Below are 1,756 nucleotides of genomic sequence, written 5' to 3'. Positions count from 1 at the left end.
CGCTGGACCAGCGTCGCAAGGCCATCGAAGCCTCGGTGGCGCGCATGCCGCAGCACCATCGCATGCTGCTCAAGATGCTGGGCTGATCCCTGGCTCGTCTTGAGCTCATGGGGTCCTGCGACCAATGAGTTGGCTCGCAAAAACTACTCCAGAGACAAAACATGAACAAACACCCTGACGGCCTGTGCCGGCCGATTTTTCCCCTCCTGATGGCCCTCCTTCTCTCCGTCGGATCCCACACTGTTCAGGCGGCAGAGGCTGCACAGGCAGCGCCTGCCCACAACCCGCTGATCTGGGCCGACGTCCCGGACATCGCCGTCATCCGTGTGGGCAAGACCTACTACATGAGCAGCACGACGATGCACATGAGCCCGGGCCTGCCGATCATGAAGTCGACCGACCTGGTCAACTGGAGCATGGCCTCCTACGCCCATCAGAACCTTGCCGACAACGAAGCCTTCCGTCTCGAGAACGGCAAGAACGCCTACGGTGCAGGCTCCTGGGCCAGCAGCCTGCGCTACCACGACGGCATGTTCTATGCCTCGACGTTCGCCGCCACCACCGGAGGACGCACCCACGTCTACACCACGCGCGATCCGGAACGCGGCCCGTGGAAGGAGACGAGCTTCGAGCCCTTGATGAATGACCACAGCCTGTTCTTCGACGACGACGGTCGCGTCTACATGGTCTGGGGCTGCAATCGCATCATGCTCACCGAGCTGAAACCCGATCTCACCGGCACCAAGCCGGGCGGCGTGAACAAGGCCATCATCGAACACGTCAACGCCGTCTTCGGCGCCGACCAGGGCGGGCTGTGTGGGGAGGGCTCGCAGATTTCCAAGATCAACGGCCGCTACTACCTCGTCAACATCGCCTCGCCGGGGAGCCGCTGGGCGCGCACCGTCATCGTCAGCCGCGCCGACACCCTCGACGGCCCCTACGAGAGTCGCATCGCCCTCGATGACCGTGGTATCGCCCAGGGCGGCCTCATCGACACGCCGGAAGGCAAGTGGTACGCCTATCTCTTCAAGGACAACGGCGCCGTCGGTCGCATCCCTTACCTCGTGCCAGTGACCTGGAAGGACGGCTGGCCGGTGCTTGGCAAGGACGGCAAGGTGCCGATGACGCTCGACATCCCCGCCGGCGCGCAAGGCGTCTCCGGCGCCTCCGGCATCGTCGCCTCCGACGAATTTGACCGCCAGCCCGGCGACCCCGACCTGCCCCTGGCCTGGCAATGGAATCACAACCCCGAGCCGCGTGACTGGTCGCTCACGAAGCGCCCGGGCCACCTGAGCTTGACCACCAGCCGGAACGTCGCAACTCTGCTCGAGGCCCGGAACACCCTCACTCAGCGCACCTTCGGGCCGCGCAGTTCCGCCACCACCAGCATCGACGTGAGCGGCATGAAAGACGGCGACTGGGCCGGCCTGGCCGCGTTTCAAAGGCAATACGGTTTCGTGGGCGTCAAGATGARCGACGGCGYCCGWTCTCTCGTCATGGTGAGCGCCGAAACSGACAAGCCCGAAGAGATCGCCTCCATTCCYCTCTCCGGCAAGACCGTTCAYCTYCGGGTCGACTGCGAATTTGAGCCCGCGCCTGAAGTTGCCCGGTTCTCCTACAGCCTAGACGGCAAATCGTGGACCCCCATCGGTCGTCCTTCGCGCCTGGCCTACACCTTCCCGCACTTCATGGGTTAYCGCTWCGGCCTCTTCTATTACTCGACCAAGAYTGCCGGCGGCCGCGTGGACTTTGACTA

1 protein-coding gene is annotated in these 1,756 nt (G+C 64.1%); it reads left to right on the top strand.

The window, feature by feature from the left end; genetic code table 11:
* Positions 1–161 precede the first annotated feature (161 nt).
* A partial coding sequence (locus tag AC1DU6_RS29960; RefSeq protein WP_477861677.1) for a glycoside hydrolase family 43 protein occupies positions 162–1,756 on the top strand: 1,595 nt, incomplete at its 3' end.

This window comes from Roseateles sp. P5_B10, assembly GCF_056400485.1.
The sequence above is the reverse complement of the archived record's forward strand: the minus strand, read 5'-3'. Positions and strand labels throughout refer to the sequence as shown.